Annotated in this window: 18 protein-coding genes; 12 read left to right on the top strand and 6 right to left on the bottom strand. The window is 46.5% G+C overall.

Features of this window, described 5'->3' with window-relative positions:
- Positions 1-21: 21 nt before the first annotated feature.
- Both QUA56_RS13050 and QUA56_RS13045 read right to left on the bottom strand, forming a co-directional pair.
- Positions 22-948, bottom strand: a complete 927-nt coding sequence (locus QUA56_RS13050) for a type IV pilin-like G/H family protein (protein WP_333358082.1) — start codon at positions 946-948, stop codon at positions 22-24.
- 49 nt (positions 949-997) lie between these two features.
- Entirely contained in the window at positions 998-1,573 is a 576-nt protein-coding gene (locus QUA56_RS13045; protein ID WP_333358080.1) for a GNAT family protein, read from the bottom strand.
- A gap of 59 nt (positions 1,574-1,632) precedes the next feature.
- Between QUA56_RS13045 and QUA56_RS13040 the strand changes: the two genes are divergently transcribed.
- On the top strand, positions 1,633-2,523 hold the full coding sequence (locus QUA56_RS13040) for a sugar ABC transporter permease (RefSeq protein WP_333358077.1): 891 nt from the start codon (positions 1,633-1,635) through the stop codon (positions 2,521-2,523).
- Between the two features lie 270 nt (positions 2,524-2,793).
- On the opposite strand, the gene QUA56_RS13035 is transcribed toward QUA56_RS13040, so the two are convergent.
- Positions 2,794-3,387, bottom strand: a complete 594-nt coding sequence (locus QUA56_RS13035; protein ID WP_333358074.1) for a DJ-1/PfpI family protein — start codon at positions 3,385-3,387, stop codon at positions 2,794-2,796.
- Between the two features lie 78 nt (positions 3,388-3,465).
- Between QUA56_RS13035 and QUA56_RS13030 the strand changes: the two genes are divergently transcribed.
- Positions 3,466-3,834 (top strand): hypothetical protein, encoded by a 369-nt coding sequence (locus QUA56_RS13030; protein ID WP_333358071.1) that lies wholly within the window; start codon positions 3,466-3,468, stop codon positions 3,832-3,834.
- Positions 3,835-4,006: 172 nt separating this feature from the next.
- Here QUA56_RS13030 and QUA56_RS13025 read toward each other — a convergent pair whose 3' ends face one another.
- The gene (locus QUA56_RS13025; RefSeq protein ID WP_333358069.1) at positions 4,007-4,153 is read right to left on the bottom strand and encodes a photosystem I protein PsaX; all 147 of its coding nucleotides are present in this window, start codon (positions 4,151-4,153) and stop codon (positions 4,007-4,009) included.
- Positions 4,154-4,275: 122 nt separating this feature from the next.
- Positions 4,276-5,238 (bottom strand): lipoyl synthase, encoded by a 963-nt coding sequence (lipA, locus tag QUA56_RS13020; protein WP_333358066.1) that lies wholly within the window; start codon positions 5,236-5,238, stop codon positions 4,276-4,278.
- Between the two features lie 194 nt (positions 5,239-5,432).
- On the opposite strand from lipA, the gene QUA56_RS13015 reads away from it, so the two are divergent.
- Both QUA56_RS13015 and QUA56_RS13010 read left to right on the top strand, forming a co-directional pair.
- Positions 5,433-5,984: a response regulator gene (locus QUA56_RS13015; RefSeq protein ID WP_333358063.1), complete on the top strand. Its 552-nt coding sequence runs from the start codon at positions 5,433-5,435 to the stop codon at positions 5,982-5,984.
- A 301-nt stretch (positions 5,985-6,285) separates the two neighbouring features.
- Entirely contained in the window at positions 6,286-7,377 is a 1,092-nt protein-coding gene (locus QUA56_RS13010; RefSeq protein WP_333358061.1) for a PfkB family carbohydrate kinase, read from the top strand.
- A 213-nt stretch (positions 7,378-7,590) separates the two neighbouring features.
- On the opposite strand, the gene QUA56_RS13005 is transcribed toward QUA56_RS13010, so the two are convergent.
- Positions 7,591-9,345, bottom strand: coding sequence for a CapA family protein (locus tag QUA56_RS13005; RefSeq protein ID WP_333358059.1), 1,755 nt, complete (start codon positions 9,343-9,345; stop codon positions 7,591-7,593).
- 461 nt (positions 9,346-9,806) lie between these two features.
- On the opposite strand from QUA56_RS13005, the gene QUA56_RS13000 reads away from it, so the two are divergent.
- The 8 genes from QUA56_RS13000 to QUA56_RS12965 all read left to right on the top strand — a co-directional run bounded on the left by QUA56_RS13000 (position 9,807) and on the right by QUA56_RS12965 (position 19,142).
- Entirely contained in the window at positions 9,807-9,986 is a 180-nt protein-coding gene (locus QUA56_RS13000) for a hypothetical protein (protein WP_333358056.1), read from the top strand.
- Between the two features lie 202 nt (positions 9,987-10,188).
- Positions 10,189-11,388 carry a HEAT repeat domain-containing protein gene (locus QUA56_RS12995; protein ID WP_333358053.1) on the top strand — a complete coding sequence of 400 codons (1,200 nt, stop codon included), beginning with the start codon at positions 10,189-10,191 and terminating at the stop codon, positions 11,386-11,388.
- Positions 11,389-11,648: 260 nt separating this feature from the next.
- On the top strand, positions 11,649-12,734 hold the full coding sequence (locus QUA56_RS12990) for a glycosyltransferase family 4 protein (protein ID WP_333358050.1): 1,086 nt from the start codon (positions 11,649-11,651) through the stop codon (positions 12,732-12,734).
- Positions 12,735-12,869: 135 nt separating this feature from the next.
- On the top strand, positions 12,870-13,631 hold the full coding sequence (gene map, locus QUA56_RS12985) for a type I methionyl aminopeptidase (RefSeq protein ID WP_333358047.1): 762 nt from the start codon (positions 12,870-12,872) through the stop codon (positions 13,629-13,631).
- A 769-nt stretch (positions 13,632-14,400) separates the two neighbouring features.
- A complete protein-coding gene (locus QUA56_RS12980) occupies positions 14,401-15,330 on the top strand; it encodes an LD-carboxypeptidase (RefSeq protein ID WP_333358045.1) in 930 nt (309 codons plus the stop codon).
- 165 nt (positions 15,331-15,495) lie between these two features.
- Positions 15,496-16,281, top strand: a complete 786-nt coding sequence (locus QUA56_RS12975; protein ID WP_333358042.1) for a hypothetical protein — start codon at positions 15,496-15,498, stop codon at positions 16,279-16,281.
- Positions 16,282-16,816: 535 nt separating this feature from the next.
- The gene (gene hemE, locus QUA56_RS12970) at positions 16,817-17,881 is read left to right on the top strand and encodes a uroporphyrinogen decarboxylase (protein ID WP_172190091.1); all 1,065 of its coding nucleotides are present in this window, start codon (positions 16,817-16,819) and stop codon (positions 17,879-17,881) included.
- Between the two features lie 295 nt (positions 17,882-18,176).
- On the top strand, positions 18,177-19,142 hold the full coding sequence (locus QUA56_RS12965; protein WP_333358039.1) for an NAD(P)-dependent oxidoreductase: 966 nt from the start codon (positions 18,177-18,179) through the stop codon (positions 19,140-19,142).
- Positions 19,143-19,241 lie beyond the last annotated feature (99 nt).

Raw genomic sequence — 19,241 nt, 5'->3', positions numbered from 1 at the left:
ATAAATATCTGTCCCAGTTATTTATATCAAAGAGGAATTAATTGGGCATCTAAAGTTGGCTTTGTCGTTATTTATCGGAACTATAGGTCTAGGTGGAGGTATAGTAGAAGGTTTATCGGTTTCGCAAATAAATCCAACGCTAGTTTGAGCATTATCGTCATCGTCTTTAACTTTAACTAAAAAAACTGCACCTGTATAACTTCTAAATTGAGGCTTTTTAGCTTGAACGGTCATAATTACACCTTCGGTTGAACCACTTTCCGGTAAAATTTGATAGCGATAATTTTCTGTATCTAATCTCATTCCTATGCCCAGTTCTTCAAGGGTTGTAGCAAATTTGGTATGTTCTGCGTAGAAGCTTTGTTGCGCCCTAATCGCATACCTAATAAATTCTTCGCCTTCATACACTCGTCGCGGATTTTCTGGTTCTAATAGATTAAATCTTTCGATTTTTGTATTTCGCGGTAAAGCTGTAACTGTAGAAACTTTTTCGAGAAAAATTGCCCCTGCCGTAAAAGTATTTGGTCTGGGTTCTCCTGGCTTTAAACCCATGAGTTCTACACGCAGTTGACCGCGATTGTTGAATTCAAAAATTGTCCGCAAAGTTTCATCGCTGCTAGCTAAATCAATTTGCATGGGTTGGAAGAGCGAGTTAATTTTGTAGCTAAATTCATAGGCGCTAGGATTAGGGAAAGGATAGCCCTTGAGTATAAATAATTTGCCTTCTAGTGTGATAATTACTGTTAAAGGAGTGGGTGATAAATATTTCAGTTGCCACTGTCCTACCAATTTTTCTGCTACAGTTTTGGCTGGGGGATTTGCTTGAGAGATAATTGCCGATCGCAAAGTTGGTCGTTGGGCGATCGCACTCGTACCTACTCTGCTCCAATGTAACAGGCAACAGGCACAAATCAGCAATCTGGAAATATTTAACTTTTTTATACTCATCAATACTAAAGCCCGATCTTCAAAATAATTGTACCACCTGTAACCGGTGCTAATCTGGTCGATCGCTCAAAAAATCTTCCCTGAGAATCGAATAAATTTTGAGATCCCAATATTTGCCTTTCACAAATAGCTGCTGTCGCAAGATCCCTTCCATTTGCATCCCCACTTTTTCCATCACCCGAGCCGAAGCAATATTGTTAACTTCACATCGAGCCACAATTCGATTCAGCAGCATCTCCCGAAAGCCGAATTCAATTATTGCATTAACAGCCTCGCTCATGTATCCTTCTCCCCAATATCTTCTCGAAAGTGCGTAGCCAATTTCCGCGCGGCTGTGCGTCATGCTCCATTCTACAAATCCGCAAGTGCCGATAAATTTTTTCTCGGCTTTGTGGACGATTCCCCAATCTACCAGTTCTCGTCTTTTGTACATTTTAATAATTGACTTGAGAAAGTATCTAGTGTCCTCGATCGAGGTGTGAGTTGACCACATTGTGTATTCTGATACTTCGGGATTTGAGGCATACTCAAACATATCGCTGGCATCGTTTAAAGTGATTTTTCGGAGCAGGAGCCTTTCAGTTTGAATAGTGGGTAAATTGGCTAATATATCGAGAAGGTTCATTTTGACATAGACCTAGATTGTGATACCATTTAAAACTAAAAGCTAAAATTTACAAGCCAATGGTTCAGATTAAATTTGGGCGTTTTAACTGGTTGGATAATGATTCGATCGCAGCTTGGACTTTTCTGGCCCCGGCTTTGCTGTTTCTGGGTACTTTTTTGATTGGGCCGATCGCCTATTTATTTTACCTCAGCTTTACCAGCGGCAGCTTTACCCAGTCGGGAGTGCGTTTGATTGGCTTGAACAACTACTGGCGCCTAGTCACTAACCCGGATTTTTGGCAAGTTCTCGAAAACACAATCTATTTTACTACTGCTACAGTCATTCCCAGTTTAGTGATTCCTTTGGGTTTGGCAGTTTTGTTAAATCGCTCGTTTGCTTGGCGAGGAGCTCTCCGCACCGCTTATTTTATCCCTTCGATTACCTCTTTAGTTGCAGTTGGCTTGGGTTGGCGGTGGTTGTTTCAAACCGAAGGCCCGGTGAATAGTCTGTTAATGGCGATCGGCTTAAATCAAATTCCTTGGCTTAGCAGCACAGTTTGGGCAATGCCAGTGATAATTCTGCTCAGTATTTGGAAACAATTAGGCTTTAATATGGTAGTATTTTTAGCAGGATTGCAAGCAATTCCGGTAAATCGTTACGAAGCCGCTGAATTGGATGGAGCTAATGCTTGGCAGCAATTTTTGTACATCACTTTACCTGGTTTGCGACCGACTTTAGTATTTGCTACCGTCACTACTGCTATTTTTACCCTGCGGAGTTTCGAGCAAGTTTACGTCATCACCGGCGGCGGCCCTTTGAACTCTACTAATTTGCTAGTTTATTATATTTACGAGCAAGCTTTTTCGCAATTTGATTTTGGCTATGCAGCCGCTGCGGCAACTTTCCTGATGGCTGTAGCTTTGATATTAGTTTATGTTCAGCTTCGAGTTTGGGGCGAAGATGCTTGATATCACATTGGGTAGCATCCTTCGTGTATGGGCGGGGCGGGTTTACGAGATTGTTTGTTTTAGCTCAGATGTTGCACCATTGTCAAGAACGGGCTCTCCGGCCCGTTCCACAAAGAATGAGTTTTCTCGCTTCACAGGCCGGAAAGCCTGTTCCTAAACAAGTAATTGAGAATGGTGCAAGATGTGAGTTTTAGGCATGATGGTTGATAAAACCCCACCCTAAGATCGCGCAAATTATACAATTAACAATGCCCAATTCCCAATGCCCAATTACCAATTCCCAATTTTATATTCCATGTGCTCTGCTGTTTGTTCGGCTTGTGCTGTTCCCAAAAGCTTGCCGACAACGTGCAAAGACATATCAATTCCCGCAGCAATTCCCCCAGAAGTGATGATTTTGCCGTTATCGACAAAGCGCTGATTTTCGATAATAGTTGTGTTGGGAGCTAATTCTCTCAATGACTCCAATACCTGATGGTGTGTAGTTGCTTCCAAACCTTCCAACAAGCCAGCTTTTGCCAAAAGCAGCGAACCCGTACAGACAGAAAGCACTAATTCTGCTGTTCGCGCACAATCTTTAATCCAATTAATAACTGCTGAATTATCGATTAATTTTCTCGTACCTAGTCCTCCCGGTACAATTAAAATATCCGGTGGGGGACAATCGGAAATGGTGCAGTCGGGATTTACGCTCAAACCGTTGCGGGCGCTAACAGCACCTGGATGTTCGGCTACGGTAGAGACTGCAAAAGGTCGATCGTCCTTATTTAATTCTGATGTCACCGAAAACACTTCAAAAGGGCCTGCAAAGTCCAGTACCTCGACATCATCGAACATTAAAATAGCTACGTTTCTAGTTGGCATAAGACATACTTCTGATAGAGGTCAAAAATAGCTGGGATTTGTTACGTTATAAATTGTATAATTTAAATTATTAAAGCTATGCCGAAAAATATTCGCCATCGCGCCATAAAAATCTGTCTTTTGTGTCTGGCTTGCGCCTTAGCAATTGCTGTTGCGCCAATTGTCACGCCCGCTCAATCCACAAGTCAATTAGAGTTTCGCATTACTCAATTAGAAAGTCAAATTTCTGAACTCAGGGGACAAATCTACAGTTTGCAAAACCAAGGTTCTAGAGTTAACCGGCCTCAGTCTCCGAACCTTCCGAGTTCTGGTCGGACAAATCCTAGAACGCTGTCGGGAGACCCGATGTTTGACAATTTAGCAACTTTGGCGATCGAGACCAAGCAAGACGTAATTAAAATCAAAGAGCGACTCTCGAAGCTGGAGTCAGCCAATTTTAGATTTTAGATTTTAGATTTTAGATTAGGTACGGGCTTTTGGGCCTGTTCCAGAAAAAACTCGATCGATCGCGGAACGGGCCCAAAAGCCCGTTCCGCGATCGCAGTTGCCGATCCCCGCCAGCCAAAAACAGGGTTAAGTGCAGGCGGGAACAGAGGCTGCTAACAGTCAAATTGCAGAACTACTGGACGATATGGAAATAGTAGCCTGCAACGAGAAAATTGATACCTAACAGCAACAGAAACCAGGCCATCCGAAAGGTGTAAGGCGGTTTGCCCGTTTTCATAACGGAGTCAGAGTTTAATTGATTCTTCGCTATCTCTGCCATAAGTCAAACTCCAAATTTATTTGTTGTAACTCTATTCACAAATAGCAGAGAGCGTCGCACATCAGCACACTCCTCTAGTGTTATTTTTTGTAACTAGGAGTTTATACCGAGTTGAATGCAGATTAATTTCCATCGCTCTCTCCGGCGTGGTAGGAACTGCGGACGAGAGGCCCCGATCGCACGCGCTCAAACCCCATCTCCCGGGCGATCGACCCAAAACGGTCAAATTCGGCCGGCGTCCAGTATTTACGCACTGGGAGGTGTTCTAGAGATGGTCTCATGTATTGACCGAGGGTGAGCCGATCGCACTTGGCATCCCGCAAATCGGCCATCGCTTCGACTATCTCGGCTTCGGTTTCCCCGTGTCCCAACATCAAACCGGATTTGGTGGGAATGCTGGGGTCAAGTTGCTTGACAGTACGGAGAACGTCGATCGAGCGATCGTACTTGGCCCCTCTCCGCACGGGCCCTTGCAACCGGCGCACCGTCTCAATATTGTGGTTGTAACAAGCCGGTTTAGCCTCTACCACCGTGCCAATCCGCTCTCGCTGCAACTCATCGAGTCCAGAATTCTCCCCCTCTGAACTCCTCCCGATTCCCCCCCAAAAATCCGGCGTCAGCACCTCAACTTCAGTATCTGGGTTCAGAAGGCGGATTTGGGCGATCGTCCTGGCAAACCAACCAGCACCCCCATCCGGCAAATCGTCCCTCGCCACCGAAGTCAGCACCGCATAGCGCAAACCCAACAACTGCACAGCCTCTGCCACCTTTTGCGGTTCCTCCGGGTCTAGGGGCATCGGAGAATGACCTTTATCTACTTGACAAAAAGCACAAGCGCGGGTGCAAGTCGGCCCCATCAACAAAAAAGTCGCCGTTTTTTGCGCGTAGCACTCGCCGCGGTTGGGACATCTGCCCTCCTCGCAAATCGTGTGAATTTGCCGCTGTTTAATAATTTTTTGCACTTCGGAAAGTTCGCTAGCTTTGCCGATGGGGCGGCGCAACCACTCCGGCATCGCCTCGATTTCACCCCGCATTTGGGCTGCAACTGCTTTGACTGTAGGAGTTTGAGGAGTTTGGGGGGACATATAATTAAGTGGCGATCGAGTTTATGCCTTCGATCGTATCCGAAATCCCAGTCCCTGAACTTGTAGGATTATCACCTCAAATCAGAATCGCACTCAGTTGCAGCAAAATTAAAATCGCCCAGAATTCTGGGTAGAATTCTGTTAGGGATATACTAAAGGTTGCGAATCATCACTCATTACTGAAGGAGTCAGTCGTGGCTGGTCAAAAAATCTTGGTAATCGATGACAGTAAAGTCATCCGGGTCCGAGTCAGAGAGATGTTGCCTCAAGGTAACTTTGAAGTTCTAGAAGCAAAAGACGGCGAAGAGGGACTCAAACTGATCCGTCAAGCCCGTCCGAATCTAATTATGTTAGATTTCCTACTGCCCAAAGTCAGTGGTTGGGAAGTGTATCAAAAAGTTCAAGCCCATGCCGAACTTTCCAAGATACCCTTGGTGATCATGTCGGGTCGCGAAGAAGAGGTGATGGAGAAAATTCCTAAACCCTTTGAGAAGCATTTTTTTGCATTTATCGCCAAACCCTTCGAGAAAAAACAGCTAACCGAGGCGATCAAATCGGCGATGGTACTGGCCAAAAAGAAACCGGTGCCGGAAGCCCCAGCCGCCGCGGCTGCACCCACTTCTGGAGCCGGGGCTGCCGAAATTCAGGCAATGACTCTGAAAATGGCGAAAATGCAAGCGGAAATTGATGCACTTAAAAAACAAATGACTCAGGTGATTACGATCATCAAGCAGAAATTAAAATAATTCTGCTGTTTTTTGAAGGCACCGATCTAGAAGGTTCTTATGTAGAAGGAAACTTCCACACCGTGAAACTTTGTCTTGAGTCTCAATGGCTGCGCTTCGATCCGCATTTTTTTGCCGCATTGGTTGAGCGAGTGCGATCGCCAACAGCCTGCAACTGGTTTCTCAAAATTACAGTGAGAAAATCAATTAAAAGTTAAAAATCAAACAAGGGAGGAAATTAATTATTAATTTATATTAGGATTTTTAATTCCCGCTCGTTCCACGCTCAATTATCAACTCCTCAGTCTCATTTTTTTGGTTAATGACTAACGACTATTCCGATTTTTTGCCTCAACTGCGTGCCTCAACTGAGCAATTATTGAAAAGATTAGACTGCTTCGATCGAGCCCAGGTATTAGCGATCGGAGATTTGACCTTGGACGAATTTCTTACCGGACAAGTAGAGCGAATTTCCCGCGAAGCACCTGTGTTGATTTTGCGCTACGAAAATACTCAGCAAGTACCCGGAGGTGGCGCAAATGCTGTCTACAATTTAGCCAAACTGGGAGGCAAAGTAAAAGTTGCTGGTTTGGTGGGAAAAGACGACCAGGGAAAGGCTTTGTGCGGTATTTTTGAGGCGGCGGGAATTGACACGGCTGGCATTTTAATCGATTCGCAGCGTCCAACAGTCACCAAAACTCGAATTTCCGGGCACGCGCGGCAGTCGGTGACTCAGCAAATTGTCCGAGTCGATCGCAAATCGGACGAGTTGCCGGATTTAGATTTGCAGTTGCAATTAGCAGACTACATTCGGCAGCAAATACCGACAGTAGATGCAGTGGTTTGTTCCGACTACGGGGACGGAGTTTTGACTCGTTTGGCGATCGAATCGGCGGTGGTTCCCGGCAAAACAATTGTAGACGCTCAAACCAATTTGCAGCGATATTCTGGAGCGATGCTGTTTACTCCGAACTTGCCGGAAGCCGAGCAAGCAGTCGGATATGCTATCAAAAACCCTCAAACTTTAACGCAAGCAGGACGGGATTTGTTGAACTTAACTCAAGCTCAAAAAATCCTGATTACTCGCGGCGAAGAAGGGATGACTTTGTTTGAAAGGGTGAACGGCGAAGAAATCAAAAATTCACCCCCTCCAACCTCCACTTGTGAAAACGGGGAATTTGCCATTCAAAGTTGGGACATTCCCCCTTTTAACAAGACTGATGTCTTCGACGTAACAGGTGCTGGAGATACAGTCGTAGCAGCAATGACTTTAGCTTTGTGCGTGGGTGCATCCGGTTGGGAAGCGGCAGTTTTGGGCAATTTGGCGGCTAGCATTGTCGTGCGTCAATTCGGTACGGCGACGACGACAGCAGACGAAATGAAAGAAGCTTTGAAAACGATGATATATGAGTAGTCAGTTGGCAGTTGGCAGTTGGTAGTTGGCAGTTGGTGGTTGGCAGTTGCTTGTTACTTGTTACTTATTGGTTCTAATTCCGAATTACCAATTCCAACTAACTACTGCCAACTAACTAATAACTACTAACTAATGACTACTAACTACTAACTAATGACTACTAACTACTAACTAATGACTACTAACTACTAACTACTGACTACTGACTACTGACTACTTACTTTTTTTCAAAATTTGTCCCTTGTCATCAATTGTCAAACCGCTATTAGGAAAATCGCTTTTTGTCAAACTGCGAATCAACCCCACACTCCTAAAATCGTCATCAATAGATGGGATGCCTTGCCGGTTAAGTTCCACTGGGATAATCTTACCAGAAACAAAATCCCCTTGCGGAGTCATTTTCACATCCAAAATTAGAGATTGACCGAGTGCTCCTGCTGTGGACAAAGTGCGATAACCCAAAAAATTGCCCAGCGAATAAGCAATCAATTTCCCTTTATAAAGTTCCATAGCTCTGGTAACGTGCGGCCCGTGTCCCAAAATCAAATCTGCTCCCGCATCAATCATCGTCCGCGAAAACAAAACCATATTTCCTCGGTTTTCTCCGTAAAATAATTCGTTTTTATTTCTCACATTCAGAGCTCCCGTTCCTTCAGCTCCAGCATGAACTGATATCACTACAATATCAGCGTTTTGCTTCGCTTTTTTGACAAGTTCTGCCCCCGCTTTCAATTCCAGCAAGGAATTGTGAACTTCGCCGTAGTTGCTGAAACCGATAAAGGCAAAATTCACACCTTTGACATTTTGATAAACAATTTGACCTCTTTTGCCAACAGCCTTCATGCCGTTGCTGTCGATGTTTTTAATCGTGTCCTTAAATCCTTGCTCGTTAAAATCGTAAGAGTGATTGTTGGCAACATTCAAAATATCAAAACCAACATCTTTGAAGATTTTGGCATAACTCGGAGGCGTCCGAAAGGCAAACAGCATTCGTCCGCCGCCTCCTTTGGAACTGTAAGGATAGTCGGTCATCGTGCTTTCAAAATTGCCAAACAGAATATCAGCTCCTTTGAGGTACGGTTTTACCGACTCCAATAAAAGCTCTTTTTTTGCCGGTAGTTTGTTGTAGGGAAAATTTGTGCCGGGGATCATGTCGCCAACTGCTTTGATGCTGACAGTTGCGGGCACAATGGCAGGTTTTTTTGCAGCCTCGGATGGCGATTTTGGAGCTGGAAGGGGTTTGGCTGCGGTTGCAGGCGCGGGTGTCGAACTCTCTTTTTGTACCGCAGGCTTTGACGTTAGAGGGTTAATAGTAGCGGTGGTTGAGGATTTGTAAAATTGAGAAGCCAGAACAAAGCCGGATATCGGCACGAGAATCAGACTCAGAACACCGACTGAGATCCCAGATTTTTTAGTTTTAGTGCGGGCTAACTCGGGCTGCGGTGATGGCTTTTGTTGCCGTTGGTTTGTGGGTTTTGGAGTTGGGATTTTAGGGGGTTTGGGCGGGGATTTGTCTGGTGTTTTAGTGGGCGCAATTGTGGCATTTTGAGTTTTTTCTAGCTTTGGCAAAGCCACAGGAATTGGGGAAGCGGGTAAACTCGCGGCAACTGCTGCACTAGCGGAAACTGCTGCACTCACAGCAACTGCTGCACTCACGGGTGCGGAAGTCAAGCGTTTTTTTAATTCTACTGTCTGAGTCCAAGCGGGCAATTGCTGGCCGCTCCGCCGCCCGTAAACTGTTACGGAGTAAACGTTATTTGGTTGCAGCCGCTGCAACCCTTTGACTGCAACTCGGAGACAGGCTTCTTCTGCAGGCAATTGTTCTGCTTCCAGCAGCAGGTGCAGGGTGTCATTTTCCTGGCTGGCTTTAGCCGTGACGCCGAAGCTTTGGAGTGCTTGGCCGATCAGAAATGCGATCGCCCTGGCATCGCCTTCTTTTGCTAAATTTAAAATATCTTGTTGGCTCACAAATGCCTCTACTCTCTCACACTAGAAATTTAGCTCGATCTTATATCAAATTTGGCGGCACAGGATTAAATACTGATTGATTTCACTTACGTAAGTGGGTACAAATAAACAGAACGCGGGGAGAGGGTGCGTGCGTGAAATAGTCTACTAGCTCTCACTATAGCTCCTAACTAAACCCGCCCCCTGTTCTACAAAAGAGTATGATTTTTGGCGCTTGCTTGCTGAATACAATATTTCCTAACGGTTATCTTAGTCGATCGCCCAAACACTTCTATCCGGCATAATTGCCCCATTCAAATTAACATCGGTCAAATCAGCGCTCTCTTTCTTAGCGCTAGGGAAAATCAGGAGCGCTGAAATTAATCTTATTGACAGTCTTCCGGTGAGATTAAGACAAAAATGAAAATGATCGAGTCGCCGACTCGGAAGCTTGTTAAACTCTTGTTCATGCCACGCTATCGGTGAGAAATGACAGCGAGCAACAATCGCCCGCCTGCGGCCCGGAGGCCCCGCCAAGCTGTTTCGCTCGCGGCGCAGCGCCTGCACTGCACGTAGTTGAAGCTTTGCTTGCTGAGGCGAGCAGCAATCAACTTTCTGTATGCCGCGGCTTTACTCGCAGCCGCCGATCTAGCTCGTTTTAAACTAATTAGTTAAAGGAGTTGCACGTCGTTGACACAATTATGTTAATCAGATCCGGCTCGCTGACCTCTCAAACCAGGATTTTTTGCGAGTCTGGTGTTATTTGTGAATTAGTTGAGCGCATAGCAGCTAGGATCGAGCTAACTCAAGGTTACACTAAAGCTCGTCATGCGGCGTTGCCTCTCAAAACCCCAATTGAGTCTTATGGCGCACTACCGCTCCACTGTATGTTTATTTATCTGCATTGCCTGTCTGGGCGCTGCCTTCACTCCAAGTGCGGACGGAAGGCAACAGACCCTCAATGCGTCCTACCGGGCTGTTTCCCAAAAAATTGCTCAGGCGAACTCTCTCCCGGACGATCGCCCGGACTCCAATCCTCAAAAACCCTCTCCAGCGCCCGATAAAAGCAAATCTCAGCCGTCCAAAACGCCAAAATCCAATTCCAAAATACCGAAATCAATCTCTAATATAATCGTCATTTTGTCTCACCAGCGGGGGTTTTTAATCTTGGGTTTGGTAGCAGTTGTCGTCACGGCAGCGGCAGTATTTATGATGCTCAAATTAGTTAGCAGCGGCGAGTCAAATCATTCTAAGCGAAGACGGGGAAGAGCCGATCGGCACTACCAAATAAACCCTCAATTCACTAATCCCAATTCTCAGACAAACTTGCACGAAATTGGACAGCAAGAAGTTGCTTCTGGGGGAAAAAAAGGACTGCCAGCATTGCCCTACCCTTGGAATTTCGGAAAGGGCTACAGTCACGACAGCAGCGATCGACCTTTACCGTCGATCCTGGAATCGGGGGAACCAGAATCCGAGGATGCAGCAGTCGAGGGCGATCGAATTAATTCCGACACCGCGCCCTCGGAAACTAACAGCAACGGCTACAGCGACACAGGTTTCAACATTCCCGAAACAACTAATCGAGCCGATTCGCTAGCGAGTCGGAAGAAAGATATTACCCTTTCCGAAACGGATGGCAGACCTAAAGTTGATATTATTGAAGCACTGATTGAAGATTTGCAGCACTTAAATCCGGTAAAAAGGCGCAAAGCAATTTGGGAACTCGGCCAGCAGGGAGATTCCAGAGCAGTTGAGCCGTTGCTCGATTTGCTGCCAAATTCCGACTCGAAGCAGTACAGTTTAATTTTGGCAAGTCTCTCGGAAATTGGCATTCGCACGCTCAAACCAATGAATAATGCCTGGTCAATTTCGCTGCAAAATGAAAACCCCGAAGTGCGTAAAAATGCGATTCGCGATTTGACGCGAATTTACGAATTGGTGAATCAAATCAGTCACTTGTTGCACCGTGCGACGGACGATCCCGATGCAGAAGTTCAGGAAACAGCTCGCTGGGCAATCAATCAGTTGAACCGCATCCGTCCGCGTTCTGGGAGGGATTGATATATAGCCTTTCTCAGTAACATGAGGTACTATAGGGGATAGGGCATAGGGCATAGGGCATAGGGCATAGGGCATAGGGCATAGGGCATAGGGCATACCTCACTTTCTTAAGAACCGCTATATCTAGCTATTTTCAAGTAATTGGAAATTGGAAATTTGAGAGGGGAGAATTGAGAATTTAGATTGTCTTACAATTAATGACTAATGACTAATGACTAATGACTAATGACTAAGAACTAATAACTAATGACTAATAACTAATGACTGCTGACTCTTTGAAAATATTGTTCCTGTCAACTTCTGTCGGTCAACTCGGTTCGGGGTTGGGCGGCGGAGTCGAACTTACAGTCCTCAACATTGCTAAAGAATTGCACCGCCGAGGTCATAAAATAGCAGTGGTAGCACCAGTAGGTTCAGTCTTAGAATCAATTCCAGTAATCGAAATAACGGGGGATTTGCAAGTAACCGCCCAAACACAAGATTACAATGCTGCTATTGTGATGCCCGCCGATGCTGTGCTGGCGAATATGTGGGAATATGCTCGCAAAGTTCAGGATGAATGGGATGTTATTGTTAACTTTGCCTACGATTGGCTGCCGTTTTATTTGACGCCATTTTTTAGGACTCCGATCGCCCATTTTATCAGTATGGGATCGCTTTCGCGATCGCTCGATCGCATTGCCGAACAAATAGCAGTAGAGTTTCCCGGTACGATCGGAGTTTACACCCTTTCCCAAGCCGAAACCTTTGCCTTTGCCGACAAATGTCAGTTGTTGGGAAGCGGCATCGATTTATCGCTGTACGAATTTGGCAGCCAACCGGAACCCAAATTAGCTTGGCTGGGCCGCATCGCCCCGGAGAAAGGCTTAGAAGATGCAGTAGCGGCAGCGAAAATTACAGGCATTCCCCTCAAAATTATGGGCAAAATGCAAGATGAGGATTATTGGGAAAAAATTTGTGCAGATTACCCGGATGCTCCGGTAGAATATTTAGGGTTTCTGACAACAACCCAAATGCAAGAGCAAGTCCGGCAGTGCCGAGCATTGTTGATGACGCCGCGCTGGGTGGAAGCTTTTGGAAATGTCGCGATCGAGGCTTTAGCGTGCGGTGTGCCTGTGATTGCTTACGAGCGCGGGGGGCCGGCAGAAATTGTTCGAGACGGACTGACGGGCTTTTTAGTGGAGCCTGACAGCGTAAATGGCTTGGTAGGTGCGATCGCCCGCTTAGACCAAATTGACCGCAGCGCTTGCCGGCGACAAGCAGAGGTAGAATACTCTTTGGGAGCTTTGGGCGATCGTTTCGATCGCTGGTTCAAATCTATCACTGGTAGTAGGGTGCGTCAGTAATAATACTGGCAAATTTTTAGAAATATCCGCTGACTGACGCACCTTACAAGTTTATTGAACACCAATTCAAATCTATTCTAAAATTGAGTTAAATAAACTCTTAATCGAACCCAAAAAAAGAAAACAGAAAAAACTATGGCAACCGAACGTTTAGTGCTTTTATCCAGTAGAGAAATCGAAAAAATGCGCCAAGCCGGCCGTTTAGCTGCCGAACTTCTCCTACACCTAGAACCGATGGTAAAACCTGGTGTCAGCACTCTGGAAATTAACGACGAAGCCGAACGCTGGACTTTGGCACGCGGAGCAAAAAGCGCTCCGCTAGGTTATAAAGGATTTCCAAAATCTCTGTGCGCTAGTGTGAATGAAGTAGTCTGTCACGGCATCCCCAATGCGAAACAAATTCTCAGAGAAGGCGACATTATTAATATTGATGTAACGCCTTTAGTAGATGGTTATCACGGCGATACTTCCAAGACTTTTTTTGTGGGCAAACCTTCACCTGTAGCTAAAAGGTTAGTTGAAGTAACCGAAGAATGTTTGAGAAGAGGAATTGCGGAAGTTAAACCGGGTGCTCGTACCGGCGACATCGGTGCAGCGATTCAAGAATATGCTGAAGCACAGGGTTTTTCCGTAGTGCGAAATTTTGCCGGACACGGGGTTCACCGAGTCTTTCACACTGAACCGGAAATTCTGCACTACGGTAAGCGGGGCACCGGAAAGAAGCTCAGACAAGGCATGGTTTTTACGATCGAGCCGATGATTAATGAGGGTACTTGGGAAGTGGAAATTTTGGGCGACGGTTGGACTGCTGTTACTCTAGATGGAAAGCTTTCGGCTCAATTTGAACACACGTTAGCTGTGACAGATTCTGGGGTGGAAATTCTGACTTTGCCTTAGCAATCATTAACAAACAATCTCAAGAGTCCACTCCTAAATCAATAATTACAGCATATTCCATGTATGTGCGGTACACACAAGAAGAGCGCTCGCCCGTGTAAGGTGCGTCGCCATCCGTAAATCTGCAAGTTTTATCAAATATGAAGCAGCGACGCACCCTACTGATTAACACCACACAATATAGCTGAAAAGTGTACTTCATGAACCTGGAATATGCTGTAACATTCATCCCGTAGGGGCGGTTTCACAGACAATATCTAACGATTACCAACAATCTAGATAAACCCGCCCCGCCACAACCGATAACCCACATCCACCTGAAATTTGCATCGAATCCGAAAATGTAGGTTTGTATTTATGGGTGGGTGGGGGCGGGTTTGCGAGATTGTCTGTTTCAGTCAGAAATTGTCTGTAATATCGTTTCCGGTTGGATCGGAATTATATATTTGGATGGTCAGTGCGAGCGTCTCGCTCGCGGCATGGATCGCGAGCGAGACGCTCGCACTACTACTGTATGATTCCGACGTAACCGGATTTGATATAAAACCCGCCCATACGGAATTACGATCGATTCACCAAACACGATCTAACAAATAGCAAATAAAAAATAACAAATAATATCAAATCCGGTAGCATCGGAATTATGAGCGCGCTCACTCACGTCGTCTCGCTCGCGGCTACAGATCGCGAGCGAGACGCTCCCACTGCTATCATCCAAATATATTATTCCCATGCAACCGGAAACGATATGACTAATATAAAATAACAAATGACTAATATAAAATTTCTGCAACCGGGAGATTTGCTGCGGGCGATCGCACCTAGCGGCACTCTGCGAGAATTAACTAACTTTCAACGCAGTATAGAAATTTGGAAATCTCGCGGCTATCGAGTTGAATTAACACCGGGTTTTGACGATCGCTGGGGCTATTTGGCAGGTTCCGACGAAAACCGCGTCCGACAGCTAGCAGATGCCCTCAATGACCCGGATTGTCGCGGTATTCTGTGTGCTCGTGGCGGTTTCGGCAGCACTCGACTTTTGGAAAAAGGAAAAGTGGGAGATTGGGCAAATTCCCAATTCCCAACTCCCGATTCCCATTCGCCGAAATGGCTGATCGGCTTTTCCGACATTACTGCTTTGCTGTGGAATCACGACAAATTGGGTGTTTGGGGCGTTCACGGGCCGATGCTGACAACTTTGGCTGCTGAACCGGATTGGTCTGTCGATCGACTTTTTGACTGCATCGAAGGTCGTCCCTTACAATCTTTGCAAGGTAAAGGATGGGGCAGCGGAAAAGCCACGGGACGGCTGTTTCCGGCGAATCTGACGGTGGCTTCTCACTTGCTCGGAACCCCGTATCAACCGGATTTGACGGGGGTTATTCTCGCATTTGAGGATGTTTCTGAGGCTCCTTACAGGGTCGATCGGATGCTGACTTTGTGGCGGATGGCGGGGGCTTTGGCTGGGGTGCGGGGCATTGCTTTGGGGCGCTTCAGCCGCTGCGAGATTGACCCGAGTATTCCCAGTTTTAGCATTGAAGAGGTTTTGCGCGATCGGCTGGGGGACTTGAATATTCCCATTGTCTCGGATTTGCCCTTCGGCCACGAGGGGGTTAACGCTGCTTTACCTATGGGAATTAGGGCTTGTCTCGACGCTGAATCGGGATTGCTGATTTGCGCCGATAAATCGCAACTTTAGATTAGGGATCAACGTCTGTAACTTTAGCTTGAGATTTTGCACCAGCTAAATAGCCGGGTTGGGTGAGATTGACACGGTTGGCAGAAATTAGATTTAAAATGGATTGTGTATCCAAATGTCGGCGCCAATAAGGCAAAAAGATTTTAAAAGTTTCGAGAGGTTGATATGAAAGCACACAACTTGTTAAACAGTATTGCTGCCGCTGTGCTAGTTGCAGGATTGGCACTCACTGGCATTTCGTCTAGTGCAGTTGGCGAACAGATACGGAATAACGATCGCATAAATGGAGTAATTCGCCGCACTTCCCCGATTTACCGTTTCCGGAATATGTGGGTTCCGGGTTCTCCGACGGAAGAATTGCGCGGCGAAGAATACACATTTAGCGCTCGGGAAGGCGACAACATTGAAGTGTTTTTAGATACAGATAGAAGTCGCGGTTTTACTCCCGTAATGGTGCTGTTTTACGGTAACAACAAACAAGTCGCTTTTACGCAAGACCGTTCTTTTAATTATCAAATTCCCCGTAGCGGTGATTACAAGCTTTTAGTATTAGCAAAAGATGCTGCCAGGGGCGGTAACTACACGCTGGAAGTTGCGGGAATTGATGGGGGCGACAGACGATCGAGCAATTCGCGGGACGATTGGTACAGCGGGCGAGATAACGGCCGAAATGACGGCCGATATGACAGAGCACAGCTTCTGCAAGATGATTTTGGCTTGCGATCGATCAACTGTAGCGAGAGACGTTCTATGGTGAGAGTGAGGTTTGATGATAATAATCAAGACTCGACTTACTGCGCTGTCCCGACTAGAAACTTTCCGGCGGGAGATTATTACTACAATTCGCGGACTAGAGATTTAGATTCGGCGAGGGTGGATGATAATAGGAGGTTCGATGAGGGCCGCGATCAATGTCGGGTAGTGGTAGGCGGAGTCTGCGTGACGAGGTAAGTAGGTCAAGCTGTAGCGCGGGCTCGGAAACCGGGTTTCTACGAAGAAACCCGGTTTCTTTGCGTATACACAAGATTTATACAGTCGAACTCTGGACATCGCCTCACTTTCTTTGGCAATGACCAAAATTTTGGGTACAAGCCCCGTCATTTTATGACGGCTTTCTCTTGACACATTCTGGAATACTATGTTAAGAGAGAAATGGCAACGCGATAAAACGCCTAGATAGCCAATATAGGGTTCTCCCCGTCTACAATGCTCAGCTACGTGCGACATAGTGTAGGAAAGAGGAACAAACAATTAAGTAAATCATTTCAAATGCGGTCGGGCAGTCCGTGTGCGCTTGTGGACGTATCCAAACAGGGGATTAGCAATAATCCTAGAGAGGACGGATGAAGCAAGAATCCCCACACCTTTAGGTTGGGGAGTGTCAAAAAATACACATTTGTACACACAACGATTTTGTCGAAAAGGACGATCGCACAGTGGTAAGCTACCAAAGGCATTGAAATATCTAAGGTAGAGAAAAGTTAAAATGTCGGCATTAAATGAAGTTCCCTTGTTGTTGCGGGCAGCCCGCGGCGAAACCCTAGACCGCCCGCCCGTATGGATGATGCGCCAAGCCGGCCGCTACATGAAGGCTTATCGAGATTTGCGAGAAAAGTATCCCTCATTTCGCGAACGTTCCGAAATTCCAGAAGTGGCGATCGAAGTTTCCCTTCAGCCGTGGCGCGCGTTTCAACCCGACGGCGTAATTCTGTTTTCCGATATTGTCACCCCCATGCCCGGTTTGGGCATCGACATGGACATCGCCGAAGGCAAAGGCCCGATTATCCACGCACCCATCCGCACTCAGCAGCAAATCGACAACCTGCAACCGCTGAACCCGGAAGAAAGCTTGCCGTTTATCAAAACCATCCTCAAATCCCTGCGCGAGGAAGTCGGCAACAAATCCACCGTGCTCGGTTTTGTCGGCGCGCCGTGGACGCTGGCGGCCTATGCGGTTGAGGGCAAAGGTTCTAAGGATTATGCGATCATCAAAAACATGGCATTTTCCGATCCAACTTTACTGCATCAGTTGCTGTCGAAATTCGCCGATGCGATCGCCGTTTACGTGCGCTATCAAATCGACTGCGGCGCGCAAGTCGTGCAAATGTTCGACTCGTGGGCAGGCCAACTTTCCCCCCAAGACTACGACACCTTCGCTTTACCTTACCAGAAACAGGTATTCGAGCAAGTCAAAAAAACCCATCCCGACACCCCGCTAATTCTGTTAGTCACTGGAAGTGCCGGCATCCTCGAACGCATGGCAACATCCGGCGCGGATATCGTCAGCGTCGATTGGACAGTGGATATGGCCGACGCGCGCCGACGTTTGGGCCCGAATATGAACGTTCAAGGAAATCTCGATCCGGGCGTGTTGTTTGGTTCTCAACCGTTTATTCGCGATCGAATTCTTGATACAATTCGCAAAGCCGGTCATCGCGGACACATCCTCAATTTGGGACACGGCGTATTACCGGGAACTCCCGAAGATAACGTGCGTTTCTTCTTTGAAACCGCAAAACAAGCGGACAAATTGCTTGCAGTTGCTGCTTGAAATTGATTGCGAACTGGTTTTAACTGGTTCCCAGGCTCTGCCTGGTGAACCCATATCCAGAGGCTCTGCCTCGCGTAAAATGGAGGCAGAGCCTCCTGATCTGCCTTACCAGGTCAGAGCCTGGTAACGAGTAACAACCCCTGACAAATCTCGCTTATAACCGAGTAGAGATCCCCCTAAATCCCCCTTAAGAAGGGGGACTTTGACAATAATCTTGTCCCCCCCTTAAGAAGGGGGGCGAGGGGGGATCTTAGCCTCAGCATCAAGTCAAAAAACCCTCTTCCCCTGCGGCAAAATGAACTCCAAAAAAATTTTTGTGACGGGTGCAAGTGGCTGTATCGGTCACTACATGGCCGAAACTTTGATTCAAGAAACAAACCACGAACTTTACCTCTTAGTTCGCAACCCGGAAAAATTAAAATTTGACTGGAAAGCCCGCCCCGGCATCCATATATTACAAGGCGATATGCGAGATATCGATCGACACGCCGAACTTCTCCAAACAATAAATGTAGCAATTGTAGCTGCCACTGCTTGGGGAGGAACTCAAGAAGTTTTTGATGTTAACGTAACCAAAACTCTCCGGCTAATTCAACTACTTTCGCCACAGACTTGCCAACAAGTAATTTATTTTTCAACTGCCAGCATTCTCGGTCGAGACAACAATTTGCTGAAAGAAGCCGGGGAACTGGGGACAGATTATATTAGCTCAAAATACAACTGCATGGTGCATTTGTCAGCCTTGACAAATGTGCCTCCGATTACGGCGCTTTACCCGACATTAGTATTGGGAGGAGACGCAGAAAAACCCGTCTCTCACTTGTCATCTGGCCTGCCGCTAGTCGCAAAATGGATTGGTTTGATTCGCTGGTTTAAGGCAGATGGCAGTTTTCACTTCATCCACGGCGCAGATATTGCTAAAGTAGTTAATTATTTAGTTGAACATCCGCCTGCTTCCGAGGAACCGCGACATTTTGTGCTAGGAAATCCGGCGATTACAGCTAACGAAGTGGTAGAACAAGCTTGCCAGTATTTGCATAAAAACATATTTTTTCGGATTACTCTGTCACCTTGGCTGGCCGATTTCTTTATTTGGCTGTTCCGAATTCAGGTGGCTGCTTGGGATAGATTTTGCATCAGCTACCGCCATTTTACCTATCAAAATCTTGTGAATCCCGAAAGCATAGGAATGCCGAGTTACTGCGGCACAGTGGCCGATATGTTAAGAACTAGCGGGATTCCCGGCAAAGATTCAAATTAGGCGAGAAGGAGGAAGGAAGAAGGAAGGAGGAAGAGGGAAGAGGGAAGAAGGAAGAAGGAAGAAGGAAGAAGGAATCAGCACCTTACGAATAATGTAAGT

It is taken from the genome of Microcoleus sp. N3A4, from assembly GCF_036701805.1.
Classification (GTDB): Bacteria; Cyanobacteriota; Cyanobacteriia; order Cyanobacteriales; family Microcoleaceae; genus Microcoleus.
The sequence above is the reverse complement of the archived record's forward strand: the minus strand, read 5'-3'. Positions and strand labels throughout refer to the sequence as shown.